The sequence below is a fragment of the Kitasatospora albolonga genome, from assembly GCA_002082585.1.
In the GTDB taxonomy this organism is placed as follows: Bacteria; Actinomycetota; Actinomycetes; order Streptomycetales; family Streptomycetaceae; genus Streptomyces; species Streptomyces stephensoniae.
On sequence record CP020563.1, the window covers coordinates 2,366,328 to 2,392,239 of the forward strand.

21 protein-coding genes, 1 pseudogene and 1 CRISPR repeat array are annotated in these 25,912 nt (G+C 71.7%); of the genes and pseudogenes, 11 read left to right on the forward strand and 11 right to left on the reverse strand.

Annotation, left to right across the window (positions count from 1 at the left end; genetic code table 11):
- Positions 1–478: 478 nt before the first annotated feature.
- From B7C62_10245 to B7C62_10255, 3 genes are all read right to left on the reverse strand, one after another.
- Positions 479–1,777, reverse strand: a complete 1,299-nt coding sequence (locus B7C62_10245; GenBank protein ID ARF72611.1) for a citrate (Si)-synthase — start codon at positions 1,775–1,777, stop codon at positions 479–481.
- Positions 1,778–1,991: 214 nt separating this feature from the next.
- Positions 1,992–4,217: a helicase gene (locus B7C62_10250; protein ARF72612.1), complete on the reverse strand. Its 2,226-nt coding sequence runs from the start codon at positions 4,215–4,217 to the stop codon at positions 1,992–1,994.
- 59 nt (positions 4,218–4,276) lie between these two features.
- Positions 4,277–4,840, reverse strand: coding sequence for a MarR family transcriptional regulator (locus B7C62_10255; protein ARF72613.1), 564 nt, complete (start codon positions 4,838–4,840; stop codon positions 4,277–4,279).
- Positions 4,841–4,967: 127 nt separating this feature from the next.
- Here B7C62_10255 and B7C62_10260 point away from each other — a divergent pair.
- Both B7C62_10260 and B7C62_10265 read left to right on the forward strand, forming a co-directional pair.
- A pseudogene (locus B7C62_10260) lies at positions 4,968–6,572 on the forward strand (MFS transporter).
- Positions 6,573–6,758: 186 nt separating this feature from the next.
- Positions 6,759–7,274: a hypothetical protein gene (locus tag B7C62_10265; protein ARF72614.1), complete on the forward strand. Its 516-nt coding sequence runs from the start codon at positions 6,759–6,761 to the stop codon at positions 7,272–7,274.
- On the opposite strand, the gene B7C62_10270 is transcribed toward B7C62_10265, so the two are convergent.
- Together B7C62_10270 and B7C62_10275 are read right to left on the reverse strand one after the other, a co-directional pair.
- Positions 7,247–7,591: a hypothetical protein gene (locus B7C62_10270; GenBank protein ARF72615.1), complete on the reverse strand. Its 345-nt coding sequence runs from the start codon at positions 7,589–7,591 to the stop codon at positions 7,247–7,249. The genes B7C62_10265 and B7C62_10270 overlap by 28 nt on opposite strands.
- A complete protein-coding gene (locus B7C62_10275) occupies positions 7,588–7,911 on the reverse strand; it encodes a hypothetical protein (GenBank protein ID ARF72616.1) in 324 nt (107 codons plus the stop codon). Before B7C62_10275 ends, B7C62_10270 begins: the two co-directional genes overlap by 4 nt.
- 143 nt (positions 7,912–8,054) lie before the next feature.
- Here B7C62_10275 and B7C62_10280 point away from each other — a divergent pair, with 143 nt between their 5' ends.
- The 4 genes from B7C62_10280 to B7C62_10295 all read left to right on the forward strand — a co-directional run bounded on the left by B7C62_10280 (position 8,055) and on the right by B7C62_10295 (position 10,731).
- Positions 8,055–8,879 (forward strand): transcriptional regulator, encoded by an 825-nt coding sequence (locus tag B7C62_10280; protein ID ARF72617.1) that lies wholly within the window; start codon positions 8,055–8,057, stop codon positions 8,877–8,879.
- Positions 8,866–9,090: a DUF397 domain-containing protein gene (locus tag B7C62_10285; protein ARF72618.1), complete on the forward strand. Its 225-nt coding sequence runs from the start codon at positions 8,866–8,868 to the stop codon at positions 9,088–9,090. The genes B7C62_10280 and B7C62_10285 overlap by 14 nt, the downstream gene beginning before the upstream one ends.
- Before the next feature lie 100 nt (positions 9,091–9,190).
- Positions 9,191–9,910, forward strand: coding sequence for a glyoxalase/bleomycin resistance/extradiol dioxygenase family protein (locus B7C62_10290; GenBank protein ID ARF72619.1), 720 nt, complete (start codon positions 9,191–9,193; stop codon positions 9,908–9,910).
- A gap of 74 nt (positions 9,911–9,984) precedes the next feature.
- Complete coding sequence (locus B7C62_10295; protein ID ARF72620.1) at positions 9,985–10,731, forward strand: dienelactone hydrolase; 747 nt, start codon at positions 9,985–9,987, stop codon at positions 10,729–10,731.
- Positions 10,732–10,847: 116 nt separating this feature from the next.
- On the opposite strand, the gene B7C62_10300 is transcribed toward B7C62_10295, so the two are convergent.
- The gene (locus B7C62_10300) at positions 10,848–11,270 is read right to left on the reverse strand and encodes a MarR family transcriptional regulator (protein ID ARF72621.1); all 423 of its coding nucleotides are present in this window, start codon (positions 11,268–11,270) and stop codon (positions 10,848–10,850) included.
- A gap of 162 nt (positions 11,271–11,432) precedes the next feature.
- Here B7C62_10300 and B7C62_10305 point away from each other — a divergent pair, with 162 nt between their 5' ends.
- Complete coding sequence (locus B7C62_10305) at positions 11,433–12,743, forward strand: phosphopyruvate hydratase (protein ID ARF72622.1); 1,311 nt, start codon at positions 11,433–11,435, stop codon at positions 12,741–12,743.
- A 432-nt stretch (positions 12,744–13,175) separates the two neighbouring features.
- Positions 13,176–13,509: a CRISPR direct-repeat array (repeat unit 29 nt; unit sequence GTGGTCCCCGCGTACGCGGGGGTGTTCCG).
- Between the two features lie 64 nt (positions 13,510–13,573).
- Here the strand turns inward: B7C62_10305 and B7C62_10310 are convergent.
- The 5 genes from B7C62_10310 to B7C62_10330 all read right to left on the reverse strand — a co-directional run bounded on the left by B7C62_10310 (position 13,574) and on the right by B7C62_10330 (position 17,940).
- On the reverse strand, positions 13,574–13,840 hold the full coding sequence (locus B7C62_10310; protein ARF72623.1) for a hypothetical protein: 267 nt from the start codon (positions 13,838–13,840) through the stop codon (positions 13,574–13,576).
- A gap of 111 nt (positions 13,841–13,951) precedes the next feature.
- On the reverse strand, positions 13,952–14,560 hold the full coding sequence (locus B7C62_10315) for a hypothetical protein (protein ID ARF72624.1): 609 nt from the start codon (positions 14,558–14,560) through the stop codon (positions 13,952–13,954).
- 244 nt (positions 14,561–14,804) lie between these two features.
- The gene (locus B7C62_10320) at positions 14,805–15,638 is read right to left on the reverse strand and encodes a sugar phosphate isomerase (protein ID ARF72625.1); all 834 of its coding nucleotides are present in this window, start codon (positions 15,636–15,638) and stop codon (positions 14,805–14,807) included.
- A complete protein-coding gene (locus tag B7C62_10325) occupies positions 15,635–16,786 on the reverse strand; it encodes a dihydrodipicolinate synthase family protein (GenBank protein ARF77083.1) in 1,152 nt (383 codons plus the stop codon). Before B7C62_10325 ends, B7C62_10320 begins: the two co-directional genes overlap by 4 nt.
- 2 nt (positions 16,787–16,788) lie before the next feature.
- Entirely contained in the window at positions 16,789–17,940 is a 1,152-nt protein-coding gene (locus B7C62_10330) for an oxidoreductase (GenBank protein ARF72626.1), read from the reverse strand.
- A 117-nt stretch (positions 17,941–18,057) separates the two neighbouring features.
- Here B7C62_10330 and B7C62_10335 point away from each other — a divergent pair, with 117 nt between their 5' ends.
- The 4 genes from B7C62_10335 (at position 18,058) to B7C62_10350 (ending at position 25,854) form a co-directional block, all read left to right on the forward strand.
- Complete coding sequence (locus B7C62_10335; protein ARF72627.1) at positions 18,058–19,164, forward strand: LacI family transcriptional regulator; 1,107 nt, start codon at positions 18,058–18,060, stop codon at positions 19,162–19,164.
- A 26-nt stretch (positions 19,165–19,190) separates the two neighbouring features.
- Positions 19,191–22,595, forward strand: a complete 3,405-nt coding sequence (locus tag B7C62_10340; protein ARF72628.1) for a LanM family lanthionine synthetase — start codon at positions 19,191–19,193, stop codon at positions 22,593–22,595.
- A gap of 77 nt (positions 22,596–22,672) precedes the next feature.
- Complete coding sequence (locus B7C62_10345; protein ID ARF72629.1) at positions 22,673–22,867, forward strand: hypothetical protein; 195 nt, start codon at positions 22,673–22,675, stop codon at positions 22,865–22,867.
- 71 nt (positions 22,868–22,938) lie between these two features.
- Positions 22,939–25,854, forward strand: a complete 2,916-nt coding sequence (locus tag B7C62_10350) for a LuxR family transcriptional regulator (GenBank protein ID ARF72630.1) — start codon at positions 22,939–22,941, stop codon at positions 25,852–25,854.
- Positions 25,855–25,912: the final 58 nt, after the last annotated feature.

Consider the following 25,912-nt stretch of genomic DNA (forward strand, 5'->3'; position numbering starts at 1 on the left):
GTGTCTTGGGGGACGCTCCCGTGGCAAGCGTTTGAGCCGGGGCACGTGCACCGGGGAGCTTTGAGCGGCCCTCCCGTGCGTACGTTCCCCGGCAGAGCGCGCACAACAACGGGAGCTTCGGCTCCCTGCACAGACGCCCGGCCGGATCCCGTGGGGGGAATCCGCTCCGGGATATGGGAAGCGCCCCGACCGTCGACCCGTGGGGGGATCGGCGGCGGGGCGTTTCTCGCGTTCACAGGGCAGGTGAGGCCCTGCCCGGGCATGAAGCCCCATCGGGGTCCCACCGGGCAGGTGAAGCCCCACCCGGGCACGTGAAAGCCCCACCCCCGACACACACTCCCGTGACGGCCCCCGAGCGCTGCGACGGCCCCGAAACGCCGAATCGCCCCGGACACCGCGCTCTGTGCGAAGCGCGGTACGCGGGGCGAAGGCAGTCGGCCGAAGAGGCCGGGGCACTACAGGGCGGTACGAGAGCGGGTCAGCGGCCCTCGACCGGGACGAAGTCGCGCAGGACCTCGCCGGTGTAGATCTGGCGCGGGCGGCCGATGCGCGAACCCGGCTCCTTGATCATCTCGTGCCACTGGGCGATCCAGCCCGGAAGGCGGCCGAGCGCGAAGAGCACGGTGAACATCTCGGTCGGGAAGCCCATGGCCCGGTAGATCAGACCGGTGTAGAAGTCCACGTTGGGGTAGAGGTTGCGCGAGACGAAGTACTCGTCGGAGAGCGCGTGCTCCTCCAGCTTGAGCGCGATGTCGAGCAGCTCGTCGGACTTGCCGAGCGCGGACAGCACGTCGTGGGCGGCGGCCTTGATGATCTTGGCGCGCGGGTCGAACGACTTGTACACCCGGTGGCCGAAGCCCATCAGGCGGACGCCGTCCTCCTTGTTCTTCACCTTGCGGATGAAGGAGTCGACATCGCCGCCGTTGGCCTGGATGCCCTCCAGCATCTCCAGCACCGACTGGTTGGCGCCACCGTGCAGGGGGCCCCACAGCGCCGAGATACCGGCGGAGATCGAGGCGAACATGTTCGCCTGCGAGGAGCCGACCAGACGCACGGTGGAGGTCGAACAGTTCTGCTCGTGGTCCGCGTGCAGGATGAGCAGCTTGTCCAGCGCCGAGACGACGACCGGGTCGAGCTCGTACTCCTGGGCGGGGACCGAGAAGGTCATGCGCAGGAAGTTCTCGACGTACCCGAGGTCGTTGCGCGGGTAGACGAAGGGGTGCCCGATGGACTTCTTGTACGCGTACGCCGCGATCGTCGGCAGCTTCGCCAGCAGGCGGATCGTCGAGAGGTGGCGCTGCTCCTCGTCGAACGGGTTGTGGCTGTCCTGGTAGAACGTGGACAGCGCGCTGACGACCGAGGACAGCATGGCCATCGGGTGGGCGTCACGGGGGAAGCCGTCGAAGAACCGCTTGACGTCCTCGTGGAGCAGCGTGTGCTGGGTGATCTCGTTCTTGAAGTCCGCCAGCTCGTCGACCTTGGGGAGGTCGCCGTTGATCAGCGTGTACGCGACCTCGAGGAACGACGAGCGCTCGGCGAGCTGCTCGATCGGGTATCCGCGGTAGCGCAGAATGCCCTGCTCACCGTCGAGGTACGTGATGGCGGATTTATAGGCGGCGGTGTTGCCGTATCCGCTGTCCAGCGTCACCAGGCCGGTATTGGCCCGGAGCTTCCCGATGTCGAAGCCCTTGTCGCCGACGGTGCTGTCGATCACCGGGTAGGTGTACTCGTCATCGCCGTACCGCAGTACTACAGCGTTGTTGGTGTGCTCGCTCACGTCATCCCTCACCGACGTAGTGCCTCTTCTTCGAGGTGCCCTGACTGTCTCCACCCTCCCCCATTCGGCTCAGGAGAGTGCACTCGGGGTCGTCCATTGGACCTACTGGCGGCACTCAGTGCCGCCAACTTACTCATCCTGCCCCCTTGACTGCGGTTCCGGAAGACCTCCGTGATGTTTCCCACCGATTTGATCGATCATTTTTGTGCAGGGGTCACACGAAGTCTTCTCCCGAGCCGCCCCGGAGCCGGAAATCCAGTGCCGTACAGCGTCTGCCTGCGGAAACCGTGCGGACGGCCTGGCCGATCGCCTTACGGGACCCGACCAGCACGACGAGCTTCTTGGCGCGCGTCACGGCCGTGTAGAGCAGGTTGCGCTGGAGCATCATCCAGGCGCTGGTGGTGACGGGGATGACGACGGCCGGATACTCGCTGCCCTGGGAGCGGTGGATCGTCATGGCGTACGCGTGGGCGAGCTCGTCCAGCTCGTCGAAGTCGTAGCCGATCTCCTCGTCCTCGTCGGTGCGGACGGTGAGCTTCTGTTCGTCCAGGTCGAGGCCGGTGACGACGCCGACCGTGCCGTTGAAGACGCCGTTCTCGCCCTTGTCGTAGTTGTTGCGGATCTGGGTGACCTTGTCGCCCACCCGGAAGACCCGGCCGCCGAACCGCTTCTCGGGGAGGTCGGGGCGGCCCGGGGTGATGGACTGCTGGAGCAGCCCGTTCAGCTCCCCCGCGCCCGCGGGTCCCCGGTGCATCGGGGCGAGGACCTGCACGTCACGGCGCGGGTCGAGCCCGAACTTGGCCGGAATGCGGCGGGCCGCCACATCCACCGCCAGCTTCCCCGCGTCCACCGTCTCGTCCTCCACGAAGAGGAAGAAGTCGCTCAGCCCTTCGGTGAGCGGCGGCTGTCCCGCGTTGATGCGGTGGGCGTTCGTCACGACCCCCGACTGCTGGGCCTGCCGGAAGATCCGGGTGAGGCGGACGGCGGGGACCGGGCTCCCCTCCGCGAGCAGGTCGCTCAGCACCTCTCCCGCCCCGACGGAGGGCAGCTGGTCGACATCGCCCACGAGAAGGAGGTGGGCACCGGGTGCCACCGCCTTCACGAGCTTGTTGGCGAGCAGCAGATCGAGCATCGACGCCTCGTCGACCACGACCAGATCCGCGTCCAGCGGCCGGTCCCGGTCGTACGCCGCGTCCCCGCCCGGCTTCAGCTCCAGCAGCCGGTGCACGGTGGACGCCTCGGCCCCCGTCAGCTCGGCCAGCCGCTTGGCGGCCCGCCCGGTGGGCGCGGCGAGCACCACCTTGGCCTTCTTCGCCCGGGCCAGCTCGACGATGGACCGCACGGTGAACGACTTCCCGCAGCCGGGCCCGCCGGTCAGGACGGCCACCTTCCGGCTGAGCGCGAGCCGTACGGCCTCCTCCTGCTCGGGCGCCAGAGCCGCCCCCGTACGCGTGGCGAGCCAGCCCAGCGCCTTGCCCCAGTCCACGTCCTGGAAGGCCGGCATCCGGTCCTCCCCGGTCCGCAGCAGCCGCCGCACCTGCCCGGCGAGGGAGAGCTCGGCCCGGTGGAACGGCACCAGATAGACGGCGGTGATCGGCTCGCCGCCCTCGGGGGACGGCACTTTCTCCCGTACGACCCCCTCCGGATCGGCCGCCAGCTCGGCCAGGCACTCGATCACCAGCCCGGTGTCCACCTGGAGGAGCTTGACCCCGTCCGCGATGAGCCGCTCCTCGGGGAGGTAGCAGTGCCCCTGGTCGGAGGACTGGGACAGGGCGTACTGGAGGCCCGCCCTGACCCGCTCGGGGCTGTCGTGCGGAATGCCGACCGCCTGGGCGATCCGGTCGGCGGTGAGGAACCCGATGCCCCAGACGTCGGCGGCCAGCCGGTAGGGCTGGTTCTTCACGACGGAGATCGAGGCGTCCTCGTACTTCTTGTAGATACGGACGGCGATGGAGGTGGAGACGCCGACGCCCTGGAGGAAGACCATCACCTCCTTGATCGCCTTCTGCTCCTCCCAGGCCGCCGCGATCATCTTCGTGCGCTTGGGGCCGAGGCCGGGGACCTCGACGAGCCGCTTCGGTTCGTTCTCGATGATGTCGAGGGTGTCGACGCCGAAGTGGGTGGTGATCCGGTCGGCCATCACCGGCCCGATGCCCTTGATCAGCCCGGAGCCGAGATAGCGGCGGATGCCCTGGATGGTCGCGGGCAGAACGGTGGTGTAGTTCTCGACGACGAACTGCTTGCCGTACTGGGAGTGGGAGCTCCAACGGCCCTCCATCCGCAGCGACTCACCGACCTGCGCGCCGAGCAGCGCACCGACCACCGTGAGGAGGTCGCCGGCTCCGCGTCCGGTGTCGACGCGGGCGACCGTGTACCCGTTCTCCTCGTTGGCGTACGTGATCCGCTCCAGGACCCCTTCGAGGACGGCCATGTTGGACATGATCCGACGCTACCGGGCGCCACTGACAACGCGGTTCGGGACCCCGGTCCGGAACCCGGTCAGGGGGTACCGGAAGCCGGTCCGCCGTCGCGGTACTCGTGGTCGAGCAGGGCGTCCATGGTCGAGCTCAGGTGGCCGATGAAGTCCTCGAACCGCCGGATCTCCTGCGGTGAGTACGCGGCCATCGCCTCGGCCATCCGTTCCGCGTACGGGCCGAAGAACGCCTCGGCGCGCGGCCGGATGCCGGGGCTGCTGCGCAGGGTGACGACCCGGCGGTCGGTGCTCTCGCGGGTACGGACGATGTGCCCGGCCTGTTCGAGCCGCTTGAGGAGGATCGCGGTGGCGCCGGAGGAGAGCGAGACGCGCTCACTGAGGCGGGCGGGCGAGAGGGGGGTGCCCTTGTCCTCGGCGTACAGGATCTCCACCAGGGCGACGGCGTCGGTGGAGTGCAGCCCGAGCCAGGACGCGAAGCGGCGGGTGAACTCGGTGTAGTTGGCGCCGAAGGCACGGAGGCCGTCCATGAGGTGGTCGACACGAGCGCCGTCGGTGCGGGCGCCGCCGTCGCGGCTGTCGTCCCTGTCGGCTCCGGCCTCGGCCCCGGCTCCGGCATCGGCGTTGGCCATCGCTCTGTCCACCCTCTCTCTCCCGCTCCCGGTCGCGCTCGCGCTTTGACAACCTACCGCGCGCACTTTACCTTTGCCGCAAAGATAGTTACCTTTGCGGTAAAGCAATCACGGGAGTAGAAGCACCATGCCCAAGCCTTCCGACCCTTCCGAACCTTCCGAGTCCGCAGAAACCCCTCCCTCCGTACGTCAGTGGCTCGGCCTCGTCGCCGTGGCCCTGGGCGTCGCGCTGATCGTCGTGGACATCACGATCGTCAACGTGATCCTCGCGCCGATCATCGAGGACCTCTCCATCGGCTCGTCCGAGGCGCAGTGGATTCAGGAGTCGTACGCGATCACCTTCGCGGCCCTCCTCCTGGTCACCGGACGCCTCAGCGACCTCTACGGCGCCCGCCGGATCTTCCTGCTGGGCCTCGCCGTCTTCGGCGCGACGAGCCTGCTGGCCGCGCTCGCGCCCAGCGGCGGGCTGCTGATCCTCGCCCGGTTCGTCCAGGGTGTCGGCGGGGCGATGATCCTGCCCACCTCCCTGGCCCTGCTGAACGCCACGTTCTCCGGCCGCGCCCGTGGCCAGGCGTTCGCCGTCTGGGGCTCGACCATCGGGGCGGCGGCGGCCGTGGGCCCGCTGATCGGCGGCTGGCTCGCGGACTTCTCCTGGCGCTGGGCCTTCGGCATCAACATCCCGCTCGTCGCCCTGATCGTGGCGGGGGGCCTGCTGTACCTGGACGTGTCGCCGCGCACCCGGGGCCGTATCGACGGCGTCGGGGCCGTACTCTCGGCGGCCGGTCTCGGTCTGCTCGCGTACGCCCTGATCGAGGGCCGCACACACGGCTGGCTGATGACGACGAAACCGCTGGAGGTGGGCGGCTTCTCCTGGAGCGGCGGACCCTCACCGGTCCTGGTCGCCTTTCTCGGATCGGTCCTGGCCCTGGGGGCGTTCTGGCGGCGGCAGGCGGCGCTCGACCGGTCGGGCGGCGAGCCGCTGATGGACGTCGGCCTCTTCTCCATCCGCTCGTTCCGGAACGGCAACTTCGTGACGCTGATGGTCGGGCTCGGCGAGTTCGGGATCATCGCGGTGCTGCCGCTCTGGCTCCAGTTCGCCCTGGGATACAGCGCGTTCCAGGCGGGCCTGGCGCTGGTCGCCCTCGCCGCGGGCAGCTTCGCCGCCTCCGGGGCGAGCTTCCCGATGGCGGCCACGGTGTCCCCGCTCGCCCAGGTGCGGATCGGCCTGGCGCTGGAGACGGCGGGGCTGACGATGCTGGCCCTGATCGCCTCGACCGACAGCGCCTGGTGGCTCATCGCGGTCGCACTGTTCGTGTACGGGATCGGCGTCGGCTTCGCCACGGCCCAGGTCACCAACATCGTGCTGGTCGATGTCCCGCCCCGGAGCTCCGGTCAGGGCTCGGGCATTCAGAGCGCGGCGCGTGAACTCGGCTCGGCGCTGGGGATCGCACTCCTCACGACCCTCTTCTTCAGCACGCTGGCGTCCGGGATGACCGACCGCCTCACGCGGGGCGGGATGGCCGCCGGGGAGGCCGAGCAACTGGGCGAGGTCGTCACGGAGAGCGCCGGTTCGGTGATCGGGGTGCTCGCCGGGGACCCGCGTACAGCCACGGCGGCGGAGGCGGCGCGCGAGGCGATGGCGGTGGGCGTGCAGGTCTCGGGGTACGTCTGCGCGGGGCTGCTGCTCCTGGCGCTGGCGGCGACGCTGTTCATGTCGCCCAAGGCGCGTACGGATGCCCGGGCCGAGGAGGGGCAGAACGAGGGGCCGGGCGAGGAACGGAGCGAGGAGCTGAGCGGGCGGCAGGAGGCACGCGGCCCGGCACACAGCTCGGTGAACGGCCCGGCACACGGCTCGACGCACGGCCCGGCCCGGTGAAACCGGTTCGTCCGGGCCCCTCCCCCGACCCATCATGAGCCCATGGCCCTGAACAACACCCTGGCCCGCGTGGACGCGGACCTCGCCTCCGGACGCATACCGGTGGCGAGGCAGCGCCTGCGCGGACTGGCCTCCTCCTACCCGCACGAGCCCGCGCCCCGCCGCCGCCTGGCCGAGGTCTTCCGTCTGTACGGCGACACGGCGGAAGCCGGCCGCTGGATGTACCTGGAGGAGGACCGCTCCCCGGAGGAGACGGCGGCCTTCGAGGAGCGGTACGCCACCCCCGTACGCCGGATGCGGGCGGTCGCCTGGCGCGGCACGGAAGCGGACGCGCCCACCCCGTTCGCCGCCGGGCAGCTGACTGCCGTACGGGAGGCCGCTTCCGACTCCCTGGGCCGACCGGTCACCTGGGACGGCCTGGCGGAGGTACGGGATCTTCCCGCCGACGAGCGGGAGGGCAGCCGGCCGGCCGGTGTCCTGGCGGGCGGCGGGTGCCTGATCCTCACCGTCGCCTTCCTCGGGATCTGGGTCTACGGGCTGGTCTCGCTGTTCGACTGAGGCTCAGGCGGTACGGCCTCATTGGCCTCCAGCCGGGACCCCCTGCTCTCCGCGATCCGGTGGACCTGCCCCAGGCACTCGCTCAACCGGCTCGCGAGGAAGTGGAGTTCCGGCGCGGTGACGCCGGGCTCGGTCAGCAGACCATCGGCGTGCCCGAGCAGTTCGTAGGCCATGTCGAGCTGGATCTCCTCCGCCCGATCGGCCATCCGCGACATGTATCCGGTACCGCTCCCGACGAGGTAGCAGGGCTTGCCGCCCGCACTCGTCCACGGCAGCAACCGCGCGGCGGAGGCGCCCCGCCCACTGATCACCCTCATGCGACGGCCCTGCTTCCCGACCCGGCGCAGGGCCCGAGTTCCACTCCCCGCACCGCGACCCAGAGCTTCCCGCCACGCCTGCGCTGCCGCCGCCGCGCCTCCGCGACCTGCCGTTCGTGCGCGACGAAGTACGGCCGCACGAGCGGACTGTCCTCCCCGCGCGGGGGCCGCTCTCCGGTGCGGTGGGTGGTGAGGCCGTCGACGTACGCGTACGCGTACGGGTTCGGGGTGGGGCTCGTCCCCGGTGCGGGCTGTCGCGGCGGGGCGGGGTGCAGCAATCGCCGCACCGGCCTCAGGAGCCGGTCGATGGTGTGCTTCATGGGGGGCCTTCTTTCTCGTTCTTCGGCGTGCGGGCGTCGCTTCTTTCCGTAGCGAACCCATCACAGAGTGGGGTCGCGGGTCGCTACGCTTCCAGGGGGTCGGGCATGACAGCACGCTGGTCAGATCGAGGAGTTGGGCGCGCATGAGGTCGAACGACAAGCCGCGTACGGCACGCCAGAAGTACGGTGAGGAGCTGAGGCTGCGCCGCACGGCAGCCGGGTTAACCCAGGAAGCGCTGGCCGAGCAGGTGGTCTGCTCGCCGACGCTCATCAGCCACTACGAGGCGGGGCGGCGGCTGCCCAGCCCGGACGACGCCCGGCGGATCGACCGGGCGCTGGGGACGGACGGGTTCTTCGAGCGGTGGTTGCAGGACCTGGAGACGAAGTACGACGAAAACTTCGCGGCCGTGGCGGAGTTGGAGCAGCAGGCTGTGCTCATTCAGCAGTTCGCGTTGACGCTCGTGCCCGGCCTGCTCCAGACAGACGACTACGCACGCGCTCTGTTCCGGGCATATCGACCCAACCATCGCCGGGAAGAGATTGACCAGGACGTTGTCATTCGAACAGAACGCGCCCGCCTGCTCGACGGCCCGTTGAACCCGGTGCTGTGGACCTTGCTGGACGAGGCAGTGCTACGGCGACGGGTCGGCGGCCCGCAAGTGATGGCCAAGCAGCTGCGGAAGATCGCGGACATGGCCGAGGCGGGGCGGCTGCGGCTGCACGTGCTGCCGTTCGAGGCCGGGGCTCACTCTCTTCAGCAGAGCCTGCTGACGCTGATGAGCTTCGCGGATTCCGCTCCGGTGGCGTACGTCGAAGGTTTCCAGACGGGCAACTTGATGGATGATCCAAGCTTGGTGGCATCCAGCAGTACGGCCTACGATCTCGCTCTGGGCGATGCGTTGTCGCACCAGGATTCGGTGGTCCGCGTGCGGGCCGCAGCGGAGGAGCACGAACATGGTCAGCAGTAGGCGGAGCGTTGCGGACGCGTCCACGCTCACGGGCTGGTTCAAGTCCACTTACAGCGGGGGAAATCAGGGCGAGTGCCTTGAGGTCGCTCGCGGCCATGCCACCGTCCCCGTACGCGACAGCAAGGCCCCCGCCGGCCCTGTGCTGACCTTCTCGCCCCAGGGCTGGTCCGGGTTCGTCACCGCCGTCAAGGGCGGCGCGTTCCCCGCCTGACGCACGACGCGTTCACAGCGGCCCCGTCACGGTCATCGACCTGACGGGGCCGCTGTCATGAGCCGTTGACCCACTACTCAACTTTGACTAGGTTCGACTCATGACGGAAAAGACCATCCCTCTACTGCCCTGCCGCACCGACCTCCTCCAGTCCGTGGTCGACTTCTACACAGCGCTCGGCTTCGAGATGACGCATTTACAGAAGAGCCCGTACGCGTACGCGGTGGTCGAGCGGGGGGCCGTCGAGCTCCAGCTGTACGGCATCAAGGACTACGACCCCAGCACGTCCCACGCGAGCTGCTACGTACTCACCGAGGACGTCGACGGCATGTACTCCGCGTTCCGGGCGGGCCTCAAAGCCACGTACGGCCGTATCCCGACACACGGACTGCCGCACGTCGGCCCGCTCAAGGACATGTCGTACGGGGTACGGCAGTTCCTGATCTGCGACCCGACCGGCAACACGATCCGGGTGGGGCAGGCGATGAGCGACGAAGGCGCGGAGGAGCCCGTCCACACGTCCTCGTCGAAGGACCCGTTCGACCGCGCCCTGCACACGGCGGACCTGTTCGCGGACTCCAAGCAGGACTTCCCGGCCGCCGCCAAGGTCATCGACCGGGTGCTGAAACTGGAGGACCAACAGCCGACCCCGGTACAGAAGTTGCGGCTGCTCGTCCTGCGCGGGGATCTCGCGCAGCGGATGGGCGACAGGGAGGGGGCTCGGGCCTGGCTGGAGGAGGCGGGCTCGGTCCAGCTCGGCGCGGAGGAGAGGGACGCGGCGCGCGATGTCCTTGCTCGGCTGGGCGACTTGCGGGTGTGAGTGGGCCGGGAGTTGTTCTGCCAGCGGCAGATCAGCGGCCGGTCCGGGCTTGACGGTCGCTACCGTCCGGTCTCATGACGACGATAACGACGCGTACGGTGGAGTACCCGGCCGACGGTTTGACGATGATCGGGCACCTCGCGCTCCCGGCCGGTGCCGGCCGTCGGCCCGCGGTGCTGCTCGGGCCGGAGGGCGTGGGGCTGAGCGACGTCGAGCGCCGCCGAGCCGACGCTCTCGCCGAGCTGGGATATGTGGCGCTGGCCTTCGACCTGCACGGCGGACGGTATTTGGGTGACCCCGAGCAGATGCTGGCCCGTTGCCTGCCCCTGCTCGCCGATCCCGACCGGATGCGGGGCATCGGCCATGCGGCGCTCGACGTGTTGCGTACCGAACCGCGGACCGACCCCGACCGGATCGCCGCCGTCGGTTACGGAACCGGTGGCGCCATCGCGCTGGAACTCGGGCGCGATGGCGTCAACTTGCGTGCGATCGGGACAGTCAACGCGACCACCACGGGCCGACCGGGTGAGGCAGCTCGCATCCGCTGCCCGGTGTGGGCCGGGGTCGGGTCGGAGGACCCGATCATGCCGCCCGCGCAACGGGACGCGTTCACCGCCGAGATGCAGGCCGCAGGCGTCGACTGGCGCCTCACGGTCTACGGCGGCGCCTTGCACGCCTTCCACCACCCGCCGGTCGACCACCCCACACTCCCCGGCGTCGGCCACCACCCACGGCACGCGCAGCGCGCCTGGCGCGACGTCGTCGGCCTGCTCGCCGAGTGCCTGCCCGTGACGGAAGACCTGGGGGCACGCCCCGGGTAAGCGTGCCGCCGCCCGCCCCACCCCCTACAAACTCGCAGGTCGGAAAGTATTTCCCGCGCGAGCGGGGGTGCCCCTCGTGAGGCGTCGCGGTGCGGCGAACGTCGCAGGTCGGGGCGTTAACGCGTGGCGAGGCGCTCCAGCAGGGCGGCGCTCCGCGCCAGCAACACCCGCTCCTCGTCCGTGAGTTCGGCCTCGATGGCCTGAGCCAGCCAGCCGACCCGGCGGCCACGCTCCGCTTCGAGCGCGGCCCGGCCCGCGTCCGACAGTTCGACCAGGGACTTCCGGCCGTCCGTGGGGTGAGCACGGCGCGTGATCAGGTTCTGCTCCATGAGGAGCCCCACCGCCCGGGCCATCGACTGGGGGCGTACGCGCTGGTCGGCGGCGAGGTCGCTGGTGGTCATGGCGCCGTCGCGGTCGAGTACGCCGAGCACGGCGACCTGGCCCAGCGGGATGCGGTCCTCGTGGGTGACGCGTCGGGTGAGCTTGCCCATCGCGGTGCGCAGTTCGGCGGCGATGGTGGCGGCTTCCGGGGTGGACATAGGGCACTTTACCTCGCCGGTCAGCACGGTTGCGCACGTGACCTGCACAGCAAAGCTGTACAGCAAAACTAAGCAGCTTTGCTGTATAGTTTTGGTTGCCGGGGCCAGCGCCAGCGCTGTCGCAGCCGGGGCCACGGCACATGACAACGGGAAGGAACTCCCATGTCCACCAAGGCAGTCGGAACCATCGACGCCACCGTCGAGACCGTCACCGCCCGCCGGATCATCGACAGCCGGGGCAACCCCACGGTCGAGGTAGATGTCGTCCTGGCGGACGGGGCCCTGGGACGGGCGGCCGTCCCCTCCGGCGCCTCCACCGGCGCCCGGGAAGCCGTGGAACTGCGCGACGGGGACTCCGCGCGCTGGCACGGCAAGGGCGTCGACCGCGCGGTGGCCCACGTCAACGGGGAGATCGCGGCGTCCGTACGGGGCAGGGACGCGACGGACCAGGCGGGCCTCGATGCCGCGCTGACCGCCCTCGACGGCACCGCCACGAAGTCCCGGCTCGGCGCCAACGCGATCCTCGGCGTCTCCCTCGCCACCGCCAAGGCCGCAGCGGCGGCCCACCGCCAGCCCCTCTACCGCTACCTCGGCGGCGCCGACGCCCGTCTCCTCCCGTTGCCGATGATGAACATCGTCAACGGCGGCGCCCACGCCGACAACCCGCTGGATTTCCAGGAGTTCATGATTGCGCCCGTGGGCGCGGACACCTTCGCCGAAGCCGTCCGCATGGGCAGCGAGGTCTTCCACACCCTGCGCCGCGACCTGCTGGCCGCCGGGCACTCCACGGGCGTCGGTGATGAGGGCGGCTTCGCGCCCGCGCTGCGTACCGCCGAGGAGGCGCTCGACTTCGTGATGACCGCCATCGAACGCACCGGCTACCGCGCCGGCACGGACATCGGCCTGATCATGGACCCGGCGTCATCGGAGTTCTTCCGCGATGGGGTGTACGACTACGCGGGCGAGGGCGTACGCCGCACCCCCTCCGAGAACGCCGACTACCTGGCCAAGCTGATCGACGCCTACCCGGTCGTCTCCATCGAGGACCCGATGGCGGAGAACGACCTGGACGGCTGGCGCGAGCTGACCGCCCGCGTCGGTGACCGCTGCCAGCTCACCGGCGACGACGTGTTCTGCACCAACGAGACGCTGCTCCGGGAGGGCATCCGTACCGGCGTCGGCAACTCGGTCCTGGTCAAGGTGAACCAGATCGGAACCCTGACCGAGGCGCTGGCCACGGTGACCACGGCCCACCAAGCGGGCTGGACAGCCGTCATGTCGCACCGCTCGGGCGAGACGGAGGACACCACCATCGCGGACCTGGCGGTGGCGACCGGCTGTGGCCAGATCAAGACCGGCTCGCTCTCCCGCTCCGACCGCACGGCGAAGTACAACCAACTGATCCGGATCGAGGAAGAGTTGGGCGACTCGGCGCGCTATGCGGGCGGCTCGGCGTTGCGTCGCCGTACGTGAACAGCGGGCAGGAGCGGCCGAGGCAGAGGCACGCGAGCCCTCAGTTCGCCGACTATCGGGTGCGAACCGGCACCCGGGCGGGCGCCAGTCCCGGAAGTCTCGTCTCGGGGCGTGGCGGCGAGATCGGGCGCTTCGGCGGGGGCGGGGTCTTCGGCGGGCGGTCCGGGATGTGATCCAACACGGAGGCTCCCAGGGTCGGTACGGGGACCCATCGTATGACCGGCCGCTAGGGCGCGCGGCTGCGATCGGCCGTTTCTCGCCTGTGCAAGTCGGGGGTGTGCGGCGCCATGTCTTTTGGGGGCGCTGGCTGAACGACACGGTCTCTGAGAGGCGAACGGGTACCTTCCTGCTCTGTCACCATGGAGGGGTGAGCGTGGTGCAGCCTTGAGACAAGAGATGGCAAAGCCCCTATAAACCCGCAGGTCAGGGAGAGTGGTCCCCACGTACGCGGGGGTGTTCCGCTCCCGGGTCCGGGGCGAGGCCGGTGGCATGGGTGGTCCCCGCGTACGCGGGGGTGTTCCGTCGTCGGTGGGGGTGTCGGTGATCCGGGCGAGGTGGTCCCCGCGTACGCGGGGGTGTTCCGTGGTTCAGCGTCATGTTGACGCTGGTCTCCTGGTGGTCCCCGCGTACGCGGGGGTGTTCCGCTGGCGGCGCTGGGGTCGATGAACGTCCACTCGTGGTCCCCGCGTACGCGGGGGTGTTCCGCACGAGATCGAGGACTCGCTGCCCGGCATCTAGTGGTCCCCGCCCAAACGGGGGTGCTCCGCCCCCAGAGGTCTGCCCGCCCCCCTCGGGTGGGCAGACCCAGGACGCCCTCGGCAAAGGGCGGGTCAGAGGGACGGGGTCAGGCTCTTCGCCGTGCGGCAGTGGCTCGTCCTCGTGTGGCGCCACAGTTGGACGACCGTCAGGCCGAACAAGGCGGTGAACGCGACGAGCAGGGCCGTCACGATCTCCGTCTGCCGGGCGCCCGCGTCGCGGTCCAGTTGGAGGAGCAGGCACAGCAGGGAGAGCACCATCCCGCCGAGGTAGACCGATCGGACGCGCCGCAGCTGCCGTACAGCGCGAGGGGCGAGGGCTACACGCTTCATGAGGGCCATGTGCGGCGGATACCCCGGGCGCGGCCCGCCAGTCACCGTCCTTGCCCTGTTCACCCGCCGCCGACGGGGTTCGGCCCCTCGTGGACCGCGCGGCCGATGGGAGCGGTCGGCTCAGTCCTCGACCGGCCACTCCAACGGTTCGCTGTGGAAGCCCTGTTCGAGCTCGACCGCCGTCGGCTTCTCGCCCCGGGTGATCAGGAAGGTCGTGCAGATCTTCTCCGACGTGCCCTTGGCCAACTTCTTCTCCGAGTCCGGCTCCGGGCAGTTGGGCCACGTCACATCGCCCCACATGACGAGCAGGGCCTTGGTGCGGTCGCCGCGGTCCGTCCTGATGACGAGGTCGCCGTCCATGGCGCCGATCCGCATCGGCTTGCCGCCTGTGTGGGTGAGCGTGGACCAGACGTGGACGGGGACCCTGGGGCCCTTCAACTGGCTCTTGTCCAGGCCGGACTTGTTGACGTCCTCCGATGTGCCGGTCACGACCTTGGTGGGTGTGACCGTGTACGTGGCGCCCCCTTCATCCTTCTTCAGGCCGCCCTGCTGAGGGCTGGACTCGCCCAGGCGGAAGGTCTTGCGGTCGTCGGGCGAGCCGGAGGGCGCGGCCCCGTCGCTCTTCCCCGTGTCGGAGAGGGCTCCGCCGCAGCCTGCCAGGGTCACCGTCAGTGCTATGGCGGCCAGTGCCGCCGGGACCGCGCGCGTCAGCGTACGCGTGTTACGCATGTCTTGTCGTTCTCCCCGTTGGACGTGCTTACTTCCCGCCCGATCCTGCCAGAGCGGGTGGCGCGTCCTCAAAGCGGAATGGGGCCCGGCCTCGCGGCCGGACCCCCCTCGCTTTCCCCCCGTCGGGCCTTCCCGTTCCCCCCGGACCCCTCCCCGGAAGTCCCGACGCCATGTGTGACCCGGGAGGGTACGCAAAGGTTGCAGCCCTTTACGATCTCTTTACCTTCGGGCTCGGTCAGGGCTCTCAGCAGGCATGTTGCGCATAGCGCTCCGCCACCTCGGCCAGTACCTCCGCCCCGTCCCGGGCCCACAGCGCCTCGTTGAAGATCTCCACCTCGATCGGGCCGGTGAAGCCCGCCGCCTCCACCTCCGTACGGAACGACCGGAAGTCCACGCTTCCGTCGCCCAGTTGGCCCCGGCCCAGCAGGACGCCCGCCGGGAGCGGGGTGATCCAGTCGGCCAACTGGAAGGCGTGGATACGGCCGCCCGCGCCCGCGCGGGCGATCTCGGCGGGGGCCCGGTCGTCCCACCAGACGTGGTAGGTGTCGACGACCACCCCCACCTGCTCGGCCGGGAAGCGTTCCGCGAGGTCCAGGGCCTGGGCCAGGGTGGAGACCACGCAGCGGTCCGAGGCGAACATCGGGTGCAGCGGTTCGATCGCCAGGCGTACGCCGCGTTCGCCCGCGTACGGGGCGAGTTCGGCCAGCGCGTCCGCCACCCGTTCCCGCGCCCCGTACAAGTCGCGTCTGCCGGGCGGGAGTCCGCCGGAGACCAGGACCAGGGTGTCCGTCGAGAGGGCCGCCGCCTCGTCGATCGCCCGGCGGTTGTCGTCCAGGGCGCCGGCCCGCTCCACCGGGTCCGTGGCGGTGAGGAAGCCGCCCCGGCAGAGGCTGGTGACCGTGAGCCCGGCGTCGGAGAGGAGCCTCGCCGTGCGCTCGACGCCGTACGCCTGGACCGGCGCCCGCCACAGGCCGACCATGCCGATCCCCGCCGTGACGCACCCCTCCGCCAGCTCGGGCAGCGACCACTGCTTGATCGTCTCCTGGTTGAGCGAGAGACGGGTGAGGGGGTCGCTCATCGCGTTCCTCCGTGGACCGCGAGGAGTGCTCGCATCCGGTGTGCCGCCAGCTCCGGGTCCGGGAACAGGCCCAGGCCGTCCGCCAGTTCGTACGCCTTCGTCAGGTGCGGCAGCGAGCGCGCCGACTGGAGGCCGCCCACCATCGTGAAGTGCTCCTGGTGGCCCGCCAGCCAGGCCAGCAGGACAACCCCCGTCTTGTAGAAGCGGGTCGGCGGCTCGAAGAGGTGGCGGGAGAGTGCGACCGTGGGGTCGAGGAGGGCCCGGAAGCCGTCCACGTCCCCCGTGTCCAGGACCCGTACCGCATGTGCCGCCAAGGGCCCCAGCGGGTCGAAGATGCCCAACAGGGCGTGGCTGAAGCCCTGTTCGTCGCCCGCGATCAGCTCCGGGTAGTGGAAGTCGTCGCCCGTGTAGCAGCGCACCCCGGCCGGGAGGCGGCGGCGTACGTCGATCTCACGCGCCGCGTCCAGGAGGGAGATCTTGATGCCGTCGACCTTGTCCGGGTGTTCGGCGATGACCTTCAGGAACGTGTCCGTCGCCTCGTCGAGGTCCGGGCTGCCCCAGTAGCCCGCCAGCGCCGGGTCGAACATCGGGCCCAGCCAGTGCAGGATCACCGGCCCGGAAGCCTGGCGCAGGAGGTGGGCGTAGACGGCCAGATAGTCCTCCGGGCCCCTTGCCGCGCGGGCCAGCGCCCGCGACGCCATCAGGATCGGCTGTACGCCGTTCGCCTCGGCCAGGGTCAGTTGCTCCTCGTACGCCGATCCGACCTCCGCCAGTGTCGGCCGGGGGGACGCGGGGAGTTGGTCCGTGCCGACCCCGCACGCGATCCTCCCGCCCACCGCCCTCGCCTCCGCCGCCGAGCGCCGGATCAGTTCGGCCGCACCCGGCCAGTCCAGGCCCATCCCCCGCTGCGCGGTGTCCATCGCCTCCGCCACGCCCAAGCCGTGCGCCCAGAGATGGCGGCGGAAGGCGAGCGTGGACTCCCAGTCGACGGCCGCCGGGGCGTCCGGACCGGCATCCGCGTACGGGTCCGCCACCACGTGGGCCGCCGAGAAGACCGTACGGGAGGTGAGGGGCACCCCTGACGGGGGCAGGTCCAGCGGGGTGGTGCGCGGGGTGTACGGGCCCTGGGGCAGCGGGACCTCCCGCACCGTCACAGCGTCAGCTCCGGGACCTCGAAGCGGCGGCCCTCGGCGGACGACTTCAGGCCCAGTTCCGCGAGTTGGACGCCCCGCGCCCCGGCCAGCAGGTCCCACGCGTACGGCTCGTCCAGCGCCACATGGCGCAGGAACAGCTCCCACTGCGCCTTGAACCCGTTGTCGAACTCCTGGTTGTCCGGGATCTCCTGCCACTGGTCGCGGAAGGGTTCGGTGACCGGGAGGTCGGGGTTCCAGACCGGCTTGGGCGTCGAAGAGCGGTGCTGTACGCGGCAGTTGCGCAGGCCCGCCACCGCCGAGCCGTGCGTGCCGTCCACCTGGAACTCCACCAGCTCGTCGCGGTGCACCCGTACCGCCCAGGAGGAGTTGATCTGCGCGACCGCCCCGCCCGCCAGCTGGAAGATCCCGTACGCGGCGTCATCGGCGGTCGCCTCGTACGGCTTGCCGTGCTCGTCCCAGCGTCGCGGAACGTGCGTCCGCACCTGAGCCGTCACGGAGGTGACCCGGCCGAACAGCTCGTGGAGCACGTACTCCCAGTGCGGGAACATGTCCACGACGATCCCGCCGCCGTCCTCCGCGCGGTAGTTCCACGAGGGGCGCTGGGCCTCCTGCCAGTCGCCCTCGAAGACCCAGTAGCCGAACTCCCCTCGGACGGAGAGGATGTCGCCGAAGAAGCCGCCGTCGATCAAGCGCTTCAGCTTGAGCAGGCCCGGCAGGAAGATCTTGTCCTGGACCACGCCGTGCTTGATGCCCGCGTCCCGGGCGAGGCGCGCCAGGTCGAGAGCGCCCGCGGTGTCCGTCGCCGTGGGCTTCTCCGTATAGATGTGCTTGCCCGCCGCCACCGCCTTCTTGACCGCCTCCACCCGGGCCGAGGTGACCTGCGCGTCGAAGTAGATGTCGACCGTGTCGTCCGCGAGCACCGCGTCCAGGTCCGTCGACCACTCGGTGAGGCCGTGGCGGGCCGCCAGTTCCTCCAGGGCGTGGGCACGGCGGCCGACAAGGACGGGTTCGGGCCAGAGCACCTCGCCGTCGCCGAGGTCCAGGCCGCCCTGCTCGCGGATCGCGAGGATCGAGCGCACCAGATGCTGCCGGTACCCCATGCGACCCGTGACGCCGTTCATGGCGATGCGCACTGTCCTGCGTGTCACGAAGTTCCCTCCCTGTCGGCGTACAGCCGTAGTAAGCGCTTTCTATGCGAGAGGACGCTAGCCTGCCGACAGCGGCCGGACAAGAGGGGGCCGCCCATGACCTCACGGAGGACAGCGATGACAGTCACCCTGGCGGACGTGGCGGCTCGCGCCCGGGTGTCCCCGGCCACCGTTTCCCGTGTGCTGAACGGCAACTACCCGGTCGCCGCCTCGACCCGGGAGCGGGTCCTGCGCGCGGTGGACGACCTGGACTACGTGCTCAACGGACCCGCCAGCTCGCTGGCCGCCGCCACATCGGACCTCGTCGGCATCCTGGTCAACGACATCGCGGACCCCTTCTTCGGGATCATGGCCGGGGCCGCGCAGACCCAGATCGGCGGGCCCGGCGACGGCTCCGGGCGGGCGGGCGGCGAGAAGCTGGCCGTCATCTGCAACACCGGCGGCTCCCCCGAGCGCGAGCTCACCTACCTCACCCTCCTCCAGCGCCAGCGCGCCGCCGCCGTCGTCCTCACCGGAGGCGCGGTCGAGAACGAGGCGCACCAGGCCGCGATCTCCGCGAAGCTGGCCAGGCTCGCCGACGCGGGCACCCGGATCGTCTTCTGCGGGCGGCCCCCGCTCTCCGACGGGAACGCGCTCGTCGCCGCGCTCGCCTTCGACAACCGGGGCGGCGGGCGCCGGCTGACCGAGCACCTGGTCGCGCTGGGCCACCGCAGGATCGGTTACGTCGCCGGGCCCCCGGACCGGACCACCACCCGGCACCGGCTGGAGGGCCACCGCGAGGCCCTGCGGGGCGCGGGCATCGAAGCGGAGCCCGGGGACTCGGGGGCCGGGGACCCGGGGGCCGGTTACCAGGAGCGGCTCACCGTGCACGGGCCCTACGACCGGCGCTCCGGGTACGAGGCCACCCTCGAAATACTGCGCCGGGCCCCGGACGTGACCGCGATCGCCGCCGCCAACGACACCGTGGCGCTGGGCGCCTGCGCGGCCGTACGGGACCGGGGGCTGCGCATCCCGCAGGACATCTCGGTGGCGGGCTTCGACGACCTGCCGTTCTCGGTGGACGCCGTCCCCGCCCTGACGACCGTACGGCTGCCGCTCTTCGAGGCGGGCGCGCGGGCGGGCCGGATCGCCATGGGCAAGGAGAACCCGCCGCCGGGGGGCATCGCCACCATCGCGGCCGAGCTGATGATCCGGGGGTCCACGGCTCCGCCCCGGGCGGTGTGAGGGGCCGGAGGGCCAGAGGGCGAAAGATGGGGGCAACTCCCCCATGTGCCCCGGGTCCTCCCCCGCCAGGATGGTCGCGGGCGGTCCGGTGGGCCGTCCCCGACCTGGGAGGTGCGGTGGCGGAGGCGGAAGAGGAACTGATCGGCAGGGGCGGGCGCGGGAGCGGCGGCAGCGGCGATGTCAGTCGCGGTGGCGGTGGCGACAGCGATGTCAGCGGCGGTAGCCGTACGAAGGCCGCTGTCCGTCTCGCTCCCCCGGCCGCGAACGGGACCGCCGGGGTCGTGAGCGCGAACAGAGCCCATGCCTCCGGTGTACGCCCCCGCACCGCCACCACCAGCACCCGCCCCACCAACGGAACCGGAACCACACCCGGCATTACCCCCGCCGCCCCCCACGGCACACCCTCCCCCTGGTGGCACCCCGGAGTCGTCGGGAAGCCTCCCACCGGCGAGCCCGACTGGGCCGTCTTCGTCCGGGACGTCATCGCCGCCGCGCCCGCCGAGGCCGTCGTCCCCGAGCGGGAGTACCCCGGGCTCACCGGATTCGCCCTCGTCGTGGCCCCGTTCGCCGAGCGGGCCGCCGGGCGGCTGCTGGCCTCGCCGTCGAACAACGCCGTGCGGGGCGGGACGGCCGTCGGGCTCGCCCCCGTACTGGAGGATTTCCGGTCCCAGCTGACCCGGCGCCTGGCCCGGCTCGCGGCGCGGACGCTCGTGCTGGAGCTGCACAAGGCGCGGCGGGCCGGGCGGCTGGACGGGGACGGGCCCGAGGAGCGGTTCCGGGACTTCCTGCGGCTGGTGGCGGGGCGGGACGGGCTCGCGGCCCTCGTCACCGCCTATCCCGTACTGGCCCGCATCCTGGCGCGGGCGAGCCTCGCCGCCGCCGACGCGTTCACGGAGATGCTCGGCAGGTTCGCCGACGACCGGGCGCTGCTGGTGGCCTCGGGGGTGCTGGGCGACCGGGGGGCGAGGGCGGATGGAGCCGTGCCGGGGCCCGGGGCGCTGTCCGGGGTCGAGGCGGGGGCCGGGGACAGTCATCGCGGAGGGCGGTCGGTGATGCTGCTGCGATTCGCCGACGGCACCCGGCTGGTCTACAAGCCGCGTCCGCTCGCGGCGCACCGGCACTTCAACTCCCTGCTGGAGTGGTTCGGTTCGCTCCCCGGGACACCCGGGCTGCGGGCTCTACGGGTGCTGGACCGGGGTGAGTACGGGTGGGTGGAGTTCGTCGAGGAGCGGCCGTGCTCGTCGGCGGCGGAGACCGGGCTCTTCTACCGGCGCCAGGGGGCGCTGCTGGCCCTGCTCCATCTGCTGGACGGGACCGATCTGCACCAGGAGAACCTGATCGCCTGCGGGCCGCAGCCGGTGCTGGTGGATGTGGAGACCCTCTTCCATCCGCCGCTTCCCCAGGCCCGTTCCTCCGACCCCGCCGCCCGGGCCCTGCACGCCTCGGTCCACCGGGTGGGGCTGCTGCCGCAGTTGCTGGTCGGGGACTCGGCCGCGCTCGACGTCTCCGCCATCGGGGGCGGCCGGGCCGCCGCCTGTCCGATCGAGACGGCCGACTGGACGGGGGCGGGTACGGACTCCATGCGGCTGGTCCGGCGCTCCGGCCGGTTCGCCGCGTCGGCCAACCGGCCCCGGCTGGACGGGAGTCCGGTCGACCCGTCCGCGTACACGGACGCCCTGTGCGAGGGGTTCCGGGCCGGGTACACCGCCATCAGCGACCACCGTGACGAACTGCTGGGGCCCAGGGGCCTGTTGAGCGGGTTCACGCAGGACGAGGTACGGGTGGTGGCCCGGCCGACCTGGACGTACACCACCCTGCTCGACGAGTCGACCCACCCCGACCTGATGCGGAGCTCCGCCGAACGCCACCGGGTCCTCTCCCTGCTGCACACCCCCACCCTGGGCGTGCCCGCGCTGCCCGGTCTGGAGGACGCGGAGATCGAGCAGCTGTGGGCCGGTGACGTGCCGGTCTTCCTCACCCGGCCGGGCACCGCCGAGCTGTGGAGCGGCACCGGTCGCGGGGTGCCGGTCGCGCCGGGGCCCACCGGGCTCGCCCGGGTCGAGGCGAAGGTGCGGGCCATGGACACGGTGGACCGCCAGGACCAGGAACGGATCATCCGGATCGCGATGGTGTCCACCTCCCCCGAACCCCCGCACCGGGCGGCGGGCGGCACCCGGGCCCGGACGGCGGCGACGGCCCCCGAGCCGGAGCAACTCCTGTCCGCCGCACGGTCGGTGGGCGATCAGCTCGTCTCGCTCGCCTACCGGCACGAGGGCCGCACCAACTGGATCGGGCTGGAGCTGCTCGGCGAACGCCACTGGCGCCTCACGCCGATGGCCGCCGACCTCGCGAGCGGCTACACGGGTCCCGCGCTCTTCCTCGCCCAACTGGCCGCCCTCACCGGCGCCGAGCGGTACGCCGAGGCGGCCCGCGAGGCGCTGGCCCCGGTGCCCGGGCTGCTGGACGCGCTGCACGGCCGGATGGACGACCTCGCGGTGCTGGGCTCGGGGGCCTTCGCGGGCCTCGGCGGCATCGCGTACGCCCTGGCCGAGGTGGGTGCGCTGCTCGACGACCGTACGGTACGGGGCTGGGCAGGCCCGGCCACCCTGCTGGCCTGCGCGGCGGGTACGGCCGAGACCGGGCACGGGGTGCGCGGCGGGGCGGCCGGCGGGCTGGCCTCCCTGCTCGCGGTGTACCGCACCACCGGCCGGGCCGAAGCCTGGCGGGGTGCCGAGCGCTGCGCCGAGCGGCTCGCCGTCGCGACGCTCCCGGCAGCCGGGGGCTTCGCGGAGGGGAGCGCGGGCATCGGCTGGGCGCTGCTGCGGTTCGCCGGGGCGGGGGGCGGTGAGCAGTACCGTACGGCGGGGCTGCGGGCCCTGCGCCGGGCGGCCGTCGAGGTGACGGGGGGCCGGGCCTGGTGCGAGGGGGCCACCGGGGTGGCCCTCGCGATCGCGGACAGCCCGGCCGCGCTCGCCGATCCCGATCTGGCCGACTGGCTGGCGGAGCGGGCCGGTGGGCCCGTGGACTCCGCCGCACTCGCCGACGACAGCCTCTGCCACGGCGAGCTGGGGCTGCTGGAGCTGCTCGGCCACCCGGCCCTGACCGGCGACCGCACCGCGTGGGTGCGCCGGGCCGGGACCCTGCTGGCCGCCGCCGACCGGGAGGGACCGCGCTGCGGGACCCCCGGCCACGTACCGCACCCGGGGCTGCTCACCGGCCTCGCGGGGATCGGGCACGGACTGCTGCGGGCGGGGTTCCCCGACCGGATCGGCTCCGCGCTGCTCCTCCACCCGTCGGCTCTATCTGTTCCGCCCGTTCCGTCTGTTCCGTCTGTTTCTTCTGTTCCGCCAGCTCCATCCGTTGCTTCTGTTCCGTCCACCCCGTCCGCTCCGGCTGCCTCCATCATTCCGCCCACCTCAATTCGCCCATGAGCACTGCGTAATACGTGATCCGTCAGCCTGTCGGCCCGTATCGAAAAGCTGTCGACCAAGCAGAGAATGAGGAAGAGATGACGCACATCAGCGAATCGGCGTCGCAGGGTTCCGGCGACCTCGGCCAGGAGGGCGCCTACGACCACCCGGCCGGGCAGATATCCCTCGGCATCGGTGGCGGGCTGGGGATGCGCAACAGGCTCCTCAGCGCCTCGGAGACCGGCCTCGGCAACACCATCGACCTGCCGTGGACCACCATGATTCCCGTTTAGCCACATCTCGGCCCTCAATGTGGCGCATTGGGACACTGCCGCATGAGTTACGACTCCAGTAGCCTGCGGCCATGCGAGCCACTTCGCCGGTCATCGTCGGGCGGGACGAGGAAATCGGCCTGCTGAGCAGCGCCCTGGACGCCGTACGACGGCGTTCGGGGCGCGCCTTGTTCTTCCTCGGCGAAGCGGGGATAGGAAAGTCCCGGCTGGTGGGCGAATGCGCCTACCGGGCCTATGGATCGGGCATGCCCGTACTGCGCGGCCGGGCCACCTCGACCGGTCTCGTCGTCCCGTTCCGGCCGCTCGTGGAAGCGCTCTCCTCCCGCTTCCGGGCCGCCGGTACGCCGACCGATCCCGAACTGGAGCCCTACCACCCGGCGTTGGCCAGGCTGGTCCCCGAGTGGCGCCGGGAGGCGGCCCCCAGCTACCCGGAGACCGTGATCGAGCTGGCGGAGGCGCTGCTGCGGCTGCTGTCGGTGCTGGGCCGGGAGTCCGGGTGCGCGATCCTGCTGGAGGATCTGCACGACAGTGACACGGAGACGGTCGCGGTGGTCGAGTACGTCATCGACAACCTCGCCGATCTGCCGATCCTGCTCCTGGGCACCTGCCGCCCGGAGGCCGGTGCCGCGCTCGACCTCATACGCTCCGCCGAGCGCCGTCAGGCCGCTTCCGTACGGGAGTTGAAACCGCTCGGCGGCGATCAGGTGCGGGCGCTGACCGGGGCGTGCCTGGAGTCGGCGCCCGAGGAGATACCCCCGGTGGTGCACCGGCGGCTGACCGAACGCGCGGGCGGCAACCCGTACTTGGTGGAAGTCCTGCTGGCGGATCTGCTGGACACCGGGCAGTTACGCCGGGGGGACGGCGGCTGGGAGGCGGCCGAGCACCCCGGGGGGCCGGTCCCCTCGGGCATCGTGCGCAGCTGGGCCCGGCGACTGGACCGGCTGGACGAACCGGTCCGGGATCTGCTCCTCGCGGCGGCCACCCTGGGCGGCCAGTTCTCGGTGCCGGTGCTCCAGACCGTCACCGGGTTCGAGGACCGGGCCCTCTTCACCCATCTGCGGTCCGCCGTCGAGGCGGGCGTGATCGCCCCCGACGGGGCCGCCCCCGACCGTTACGCCTTCCGGCACTCGCTGACCGCCGAGGCCCTGATCTCCTCGCTCGCCCCGGCCGAGCGCGCCTCGCTCGCCCGCCGCGCCGCCGGGGCCGTCGAGCACTCCGGACTGCCGCTCGACGAGGACGGGCAGCAGCTCGTCGCCTCCCTCCACCTGGCCGCGGGCAACCGGGCCGGGGCCGCGCTGCGGTTCGCCGAGGCCGGGAGACGGATGCTCGCCTCGGGGGCGCATGGTTCGGCCGTGGTGCTGCTGGAGCGGGCCTGCCCCCTGGCCGCCGACGCCGACCGGGCGGCCATCACCGAATCCCTGGCGGTGGCGCGGGCCGAGGGCGGCGATCTGGACAACGCCCTGACGCTGGCAGAAACGCTTCCTCCGGTACCGGCGCGCACGGAGGCCGCCGACCGGCGCGGCGAGGTCCACATCAAGATCGCCTGGGTGGCGGTGATGGCCGAGCGGGCGGCGGACGCGGCCCGCCAGATCGACGCCGCCCGCGCCCTGCTCGGCCGGGTACCGGCGCCCGGCCGCCGGGCCGCGCTCGCCGTCGCCGACAGCCATCTCGCCCTGCTGCCGGGGCAGGACCACCGGGACCCGGAGGAGACCGAGCGGGCCGCCCGGGAGGCCGCGGAGATCGCCGAGGCGGAGGGGCTGCCCGTCGTCGCCTGCCAGGCGTGGCAGTTGCTGGCGCTGCTGCTGCGGGAGAAGGGGTTCGACGCGGCGGACGCCTGTCTGGAGCGGATGCTCGTCCTCTCCACCGAACACGCCCTGCCCGTCTGGCGGGTGGAGGCGCTGGTGCGGCTGGGGGCCAACGCCTTCATGCGGACCGGGGACGCCTCCCGGCTGCGCTCGGCCCGCGCGGCGGCCACGGAGCTGGGTGCGCTGCTGCTGACCCAGACGGTGGACGGGCTGCTCGCCATGAACGCGGTGCTGTGCGCCCGCTGGGACGAGGCGCAGGAGATCATCGACCGTTCACTGGAGGCCAGCGCCCGGGTCGGCAACCACTCGGCCGTCCGCTATCTGCTGCTCTCCGCTGCCACGATGGCCGCGCACCGGGGGCGGCGGCGGGAGATGGACCGTTCCCTGGCGGCCTTCCGGCGGGCGGGCGGTGAGCAATCCCTCCTCGTACCCCACCAGTTGGGGCTGTGCAAGGCGATCGGGGCGCTCCTGGAGGAGGACCGGGAGCGGGCCCTGGCGGGGCTGGACGCGGTGCTGGCCTGGGAGCGGGACCACCCCAGCTACTTCTATCTGAGCGGGAGTTACGGGCTGCGGCCCTTCCTGCGGGTGCTGGCGGGGGCGGCGGACCGGGCGGAGTTCGAGACCGTACGCGCATCGCCCGGGGCCCAACTCGCCTGGAACGGGCAGTTCCTGGAGCTGGCGGAGGCGGTGCTGCTGGGCCGCGCGGGCGACCGGACCGGGGCCGCCCGTCTGGTGGCCTCCTTCGACGCCCGGGCCGCGCCCTTTCCGGTCGCCCGTCACCTGGGTCTGCGCCTGGTCGCGGAGGCGGCCCGTACCGACGGCTGGGGCGATCCGGTGGCGTGGCTGCGGCGGGCCGAGGAGTTCTTCTACGGGGTCGGGGTGCAGCCCGTCGCCTCCGCGTGCCGGGCGGCGCTGCGGCAGGCGGGGGCGAGCGTCACCCAGCACCGGGGCGGCTGGGACCGCATCCCGCTGTCGCTGCGGACGAGCGGGGTGACCCCGCGCGAGTACGAGGTGTTCGTACTGCTCCCGGAGCGGCCGGGGAACCAGCAGATCGCCCGGCGGCTCTCCATCTCGCCGCGCACGGTGGAGAAGCACATGGCCAGCCTGCTCAGCAAGACGGGCCGGGCGGACCGCTCGGCGCTGTGCGAGTTCGCGGCGGAGTGCGCGGTCGAACCGGCCTGAGGGGACGCGAGGGGGCGTGGGGCGGCGTGGGGCGGTCGTACCCGGCCGTTCCGCCGGA